Source organism: Nonomuraea sp. NBC_00507, from assembly GCF_036013525.1.
GTDB lineage: Bacteria > Actinomycetota > Actinomycetes > Streptosporangiales > Streptosporangiaceae > Nonomuraea.
In genome coordinates this window covers 192,863-198,862 of sequence record NZ_CP107854.1, presented here as the reverse complement: position 1 = coordinate 198,862, position 6,000 = coordinate 192,863, and the positions used below count along the sequence as shown (strand labels likewise).

The 6,000-nt window shown below is 69.7% G+C and carries 7 protein-coding genes; 4 read left to right on the top strand and 3 right to left on the bottom strand.

The features are described from left to right. Together OHA25_RS61055 and OHA25_RS61050 are read left to right on the top strand one after the other, a co-directional pair. The coding region (locus tag OHA25_RS61055) for a hypothetical protein (protein WP_327591432.1) at positions 1–248 on the top strand (248 nt) is incomplete at its 5' end. 42 nt (positions 249–290) lie between these two features. Continuing rightward, the gene (locus tag OHA25_RS61050; protein ID WP_327591256.1) at positions 291–554 is read left to right on the top strand and encodes a hypothetical protein; all 264 of its coding nucleotides are present in this window, start codon (positions 291–293) and stop codon (positions 552–554) included. A 35-nt stretch (positions 555–589) separates the two neighbouring features. Here the strand turns inward: OHA25_RS61050 and OHA25_RS61045 are convergent, their stop codons facing one another. The 3 genes from OHA25_RS61045 to OHA25_RS61035 form a co-directional block, all read right to left on the bottom strand. Next, entirely contained in the window at positions 590–751 is a 162-nt protein-coding gene (locus OHA25_RS61045) for a hypothetical protein (protein WP_327591257.1), read from the bottom strand. A 163-nt stretch (positions 752–914) separates the two neighbouring features. Then, positions 915–1,901, bottom strand: a complete 987-nt coding sequence (locus OHA25_RS61040; protein ID WP_327591258.1) for a helix-turn-helix domain-containing protein — start codon at positions 1,899–1,901, stop codon at positions 915–917. Positions 1,902–1,913: 12 nt separating this feature from the next. Further along, positions 1,914–2,351, bottom strand: coding sequence for a hypothetical protein (locus tag OHA25_RS61035; protein ID WP_327591259.1), 438 nt, complete (start codon positions 2,349–2,351; stop codon positions 1,914–1,916). Between the two features lie 1,478 nt (positions 2,352–3,829). Between OHA25_RS61035 and OHA25_RS61030 the strand changes: the two genes are divergently transcribed. Further along, on the top strand, positions 3,830–5,299 hold the full coding sequence (locus OHA25_RS61030) for a hypothetical protein (RefSeq protein ID WP_327591260.1): 1,470 nt from the start codon (positions 3,830–3,832) through the stop codon (positions 5,297–5,299). A 430-nt stretch (positions 5,300–5,729) separates the two neighbouring features. Then, positions 5,730–5,894, top strand: a complete 165-nt coding sequence (locus OHA25_RS61025; protein ID WP_327591261.1) for a hypothetical protein — start codon at positions 5,730–5,732, stop codon at positions 5,892–5,894. Positions 5,895–6,000: the final 106 nt, after the last annotated feature.

The following is a 6,000-nucleotide window of genomic DNA, read 5'->3' as shown; positions in this document are numbered from 1 at the left end:
TCGAGGCGACGACCCGGCACCTGAAGGACCACTTCGACTCCGACGTGGCCGACGCCATCATCGGCGACGACGAGGTCTACACCCGCGCCGCCACCCGCCTGGGCCACCTCGTCGACAGCGACACCACCCTGGCCGGCATCATCGCCGACATCGCCCACAGCACCGACGACGGCACCGCCGACTGGCTCGCCACCGAGGCCGACAGCCCCGGCGCCTGGTTCTTCAAGCAGATCAACGACCGGACCTGACACCCCTACCACCTGTTGGCCCAACGACCTGGACCGTGATCCATGAGCATGACGCCACCCGAGGCCAGTGAGGTTCGTTTCGCGAACGGCCACATGATTTGCCCGGCCTGCGGCGCCCACAATCGCATCGCCGAGCGGACGCTGCTGGTGTTCTCCCACCCCACCCGCCTCACGAAAGATGGGGCGGTCCTGGTGTATGGGCAAGCTGACAGCCAGCACGTCGCGACAACTCCCGCGGGCTACACCTGCACCGCCTGCGACCGCCCCGTCGCCCTGCCGGGCAACACCGTCGTACGTCGACTGTGAGTCCCCGGCCCCGCGGCACCACACGCGGCGCCGGCTCACCGGCGGCGGTCGACCAGCTGGAGGACCTCCACCGCGGCCGCGCGACCGAACGAGCCAAACAGGTCACCCGTCGAGGCCCCGACCACCTGGTCGCCCTGCTCCCCTGCCGGCTCGCTGGGCGCCGCGGCCGCCGGTGAGCCGGCGCCCTCGAGGAGCACAACCTCTACTCGACGAAAGGCACCGGCCGATGTACCTCAGCGGCTCGGACCCACAGCATCACCGCCGCCCTCCACGTGTGGAATAGCCCGACGTGGGAGCAGACCTCGGCGGGCGCCGAGCCCGAGCCCAGGACCTGGGCCGCCCGCCGAGCGCGGCCCGGAGCTACCCGGCCGCGCGTGCCTGTATCGCACGGCCCGGTGGCTGCTCCTGCGACGCCCCGTTCTGCGCACCGTTCCTCGCGGTGGCGCTGTCTGCCTCAACCGTGCCGTGCACCTGCCACATCGCCGTGAGCACCGCCTGCGCCTTGGCAGGCGGCATCTCGCTGATGATGCCGGCCGCGACATGCTGGGGCAGGCTGGCGAGCAGGGTCGCGGCCACGCCAGGCGGCAACTCGGCGACGATGCCGGCGGTCGGCCCCGCGTCCTGCTGCTCCGACAGCATGAACACATTGCCGACCCGGCGGCGCCGGGTCAAGTCCGGGCGTATCCGGTTGTACTCAGCCCGCGTCCATGCCTCCCGCCAGACCTGGCGTTCGCCTCCCAGACCGTCCGGTCCGACCAAGGTGGTCACCACTTGCATGAACACCTCGTAGCTGGGACGCCGGCCGCTGAACAGGTTGCCGAGCGTGCTGACCGGGACCCTCGTGTGCCGGGACAGATCACGCAGGCTCGGATTGCCCACCGCGATCCTCAGGACCCGCAGCTGGTAGAGCAGGTCGTCGAAGGTCTGGATCGTCTCCGGCCGTGGCACGCACGCTTCCGGGTCGGCCAGGTCCACCTCGACCGGCCGCAACCGGCCATCGCGGACCGGCAGGCCGGTGTCGGTGTGCGTGGGCACCACGACATCGGCCTGCCCGAGCTTGCGCCGCAGCCGGCCAACCGACCGCTGTGTCTGCAGCCAGTCTTCGTGCCAGGCCTTCACCTCGGCGTCGTCGGCGCCACACGCACGGACAAACGCCTCGGTCACCACCCAGCTCGGCAGCTTCTTGCCCGCGCACGCCTCGGCCAGCACCGCGTGCGAGCAGAACGCCTTCTGCTTCATGGCGCGGAAGGTCAGCGCGGGGACGACCTCGTCCATCCGGTCCCGCAGCCGCTGGGCGAACTGGCCGATGGGGCCGTCATCGAGGATCGGCTTGCGTTTGTTTCCCATCGCGGCCCCCTCTCAGGCCTGCCGCCGGTGAGCCAGCCGGCGCAGCCATGACAGCACGCCGAGTGCCGCCGCGCTCAACGCGCCCGGAACCCCGAGGGCCACGGGCAGGGGCTGGCCGTTGGCGACCAGCACCACGACCAGGGCCGAGAACATCCCGAAGATGATCAAGAAGCTGACGAACCACCACCACGGCAGCTTCTCCACGGGCGTGGAGGCGCCCGTGGACGCGTGCGCCGCAGCCTCGGGACTGGGCTGCTGCGGGACGGGCTGCCCGGTCGCGCTGACCGGCGCCTTCTCCGGTGGCGCGACCGGCTCGAGGACAGCGCCGCTACCGCCGGCCGGACCGCCTTCGGCCGGACTGTCCTCCTCGTCCTCGCCCGCGGGCTGGTCGGCCGCGGGCGAGGACGGGTGCACGTCCACCGTCGGACGGGGGGTACGGGACTCATGCATAGCGACCTCACTTCGTCGGGGGAACCGCGTATTGGTCTGGAGCTCCGGGTCATCGCGCGTCCCCTAGCCGTGGGGATTGCCCGCGCGCGCCCGTTCCCTCCATCGTGCCCGGCTTGCCCCTACACGCGCCCTGCGTACCTGTCGGTGCTTTGTCAGCCGGCCAGCCCCCGCCGTCCAACCGCCGGCGCGATTGTCCGCTGTTCACGCGACAAGGCCTGACAATCCCCGCTCCGGCCCTGGTCAACGCCACCCTGTCGCCGAGCGGCCGACAGCGTCCGGCTTCGTCCCACTTTCCTCTCCAACACTCTTCTGGGAGGCAGGGTGGATCCACGAGCTCCGTCGGGGCTCAAATTAACGGCTCACTTCTCCTTTGGTCTGGAGCGTGCGCCCCAACCCTTATCAGGCTCTGTTAGCCGCACAGCCTGACGATTCGGGACGAGGAAACCCGCCCCCACCACCCGGGGCTCCACGGGCACCCTCATCCTCCAGCTCCACGCAAGGACGGAGACCGACGACCACGCCGGCACCTCCCCTGACGGCAGCTGCCTCACCCGGGGACCCTCTGCGCGGTCGTCGGTCCGAATCGACACCCAATGCAAAAGGCCCCTTCTGGAAATCTCGGAAGAAGAAAAGATTTCCCGCACCCCATAAATTGAGGGCTTTAAAAATCATTTCCCCTGCGGTCGGCGGCCTCGGCCGGGATCCTCACAGCCTCACCACGACGGCAGCCCGCCTCGACGCTCCCGCACGCCAGCACCCCGCCGGTGAGCCGGCCAGCCCGGCCGCCGCAGGCCCGCTCCGGAGCGCCCTCGACCAACCTCCGCTCACAGACGTCTATCCCCAGGGGTGACAGCCCCCCATGGTCCGGTTCGGCCCACAGACAGCCTCGCTGCCGGCGCTTTTCAACGAGCTCGAGGTTGGTGTGCTCCTCGAGGGCACGCTGGCCCACAGGCGAGCCGGCCGCTGAACCTATCTTCAAGGCCGACAAGGACGAGGCCGGGCATCGTGACACCGGAGGTTGCACCGCGACGGTCGCGGAGGCGCCGAAACCCCGGCTCCGGCCCCGCCTGCGACACCGCACCACGGCGCCGGCTCACCGGCGTCGGTCGACCAGCTGCAGGATCTCCACCTCCGCGGCCGCGCAACCGGCCGAGTCAAACAGGTCACCCGTCGAGCCCTGACCACCTCGTAGCGCTGCTTCCCTGCAGGACCGCCGGCGCCGAGGCTGCCGGTGAGCCGACTCCCTCGAGGAGCACACCAACCTCGAGCTCGTCGCAAGGCACTAACCGACGGTGCACGCTGTGGCACGCCGACGTCATAGGCACACGCCCCCGGCAGTACCTGGCGGCGCGCTCGCGCGGCGGGCGCAAATGTGCCACATCACCTCGGACCACGGCATTGACACCGCCATCTATTGATGTATTTTAATATCAAATTGGAGTATAACCCTTCTTCCACATGCTGAAAGGACGCGGATCGTGACCACCATCACCGCAGCCGCTCCCGACACCACGCAGACCACCAGCCCGTTGACGCCGTTCGACGTCTTCGACATCGCCGAGGCGATCCGCAACGCCGTCGCCTGGAACTGCACCAGCCTGAACGCCCGCGATCGCCAGGCCCTCGCGCTGCTCACCTACGCGCCCAGGCTGCGCGGCATCACCCGCATGCTCGCCGCCAAGCTCGCCAACGAGACCGCGACGCTGCCGATGTCGGACGCGCTGGCCATGCACTTGTTGCACGTCAACGGCGACGACACCCTGCCGGACCCGAGCGACGCCGAGGGCGAAGCGTGGCTGAACGCCCGCCATGCCAAGGCCGTCCGCCACGCCGCCATCGGCACGGTGACCGACGACGACGAACTGACGTTCCGCAGCATCCAGATCATCTGCGACCTGTCGGATGAGGAGAGGACCGCCATCAGCAACGCGCTGTACGAGCCGGACAGCTTCAACGCCGGCCACGCGTCCACGCTGCACTCCCTCGCCGACAAGATGCTCGACGAAGCGCACAACAAGGCCCCCCACCTGGCCCACCTGCTCACCTGCACGGCCGAACCTCAGCAGCAGCTGACCGCGTTCGACGTCCTCGACATCACCGACGCGCTGCGAAACGTCACCACCGCCGACTGCACCAGGCTCACCGCACAGGATCGGCAAGCTCTCGCACTCCTCAGCTCCTGGGCCGCGACGCCGCCCGCGTCCCGCGTCCTGCTGTCATGGCTGGCCGACCCCAACCGGATCGACGTCACCTTGCCGCTGCAGCGCGACACGGCCGCCCACCTGCTCACCCTGATCGACCTGCTGCCCGAGGTATCCGAGCAGGACGTCGACACCTGGCTGGCTGCCCGACACGCCGACACGCCGTGCGTGATCGACCGCATCGTCACCGCACTCGCGACCGACGCCGCCACCCGCATCCACACGCCCGCCGGCCACACCCTGTACGGAGCCCTGCAGACAGTGCTCCGGATCGGACGGCCAGAGGTGCCACTGGACCTGATCCCAGGCACCGCCCGCCACGAGATCGACACCGCGCTCGCCGACCTCGACCTCGACGCCGACGAGCTCCTGGCCGAGCCGCAACCGGTGCACCCCACACCGGACCCGGTCCAGGCGCTGCTCGACACGATCGCCACCTACGCCGCCGAATTCTCCGGCGACAACGGCGGCAACCACCTCATGACGGTGCTGTCGGCCGCGCTCATCGCCGCCAACGACAAGGTCTCCCCGCAAGAGGCCGTCCAGCTGGCCCGATCGCACGAATGGGACCACCGGATCAAGACGGCCGGGCAACAGCGGGACGCGATGGTGGAACGGATCCGCCGCGACCACCTCACCGCCATCGACAACCAGCCGCACCACGACCCCAACCAAGACACCCACGAAGACACCACCGAACAGCCCGACCTGGACGCCGAGCACTGCGGAACCACGTCTGGCACCTGATGACCGCTCACTCCCCCACGCTGACCATCGACGATCACCTCGTTCGGACCTCCGCCAGCGCCGGCGTGGCCGCCGGCTCACCGGCGGCCGCGGCGCCCGGCAGGGGACTCGAGGCAGACCGCGGCGGCGAGGATCAGCCCGGCACCGGCTCACCGACGTCGGCTCCCCCCGCCGACGGCGTCGCCCCGAGCTCGGCAGGCTCACCCGGCGCCGCCGGCCACCTGGTCACGTCCCCAATACCTGGGCAGCAGCCCACAACCATCCCGGGCCCGACCGACCGCGCCGAACAGGCCGCCATTCAGGCAGAGCTAGACGCCCCCGTGCCTGGACCTGGCGCACACCCACGACCCGCGGCTTGAGGCTGAAGCCCGCCTCGATGCGGCCGGCCTCAGGTTCCGCGAGCCCGGCTTCCGTGAAAGGAAATGAAGCCATGGATGACCTGACCCCCGAAGAGGCCGAGCTGATCGAGGCTGTCCAGGCCAGCGTCGCGGACCAAGTCGCGGCAGTGGATCGCTATGAGGAGGCCGTTCAACACCTGGAGGCGGTCCTCGACCTCGCCCCCGAGCCTGCCCGATCGGGCAGACCCAGACAGTAAGCCCACCGAACCCGGAGATCACCATGTGCGTCCAGTGCGAGCAGTACGACCTTGCGATGGAACATCTCGCCGAGACCGAGACCAGCACCCTAGGGCTCACGATCGG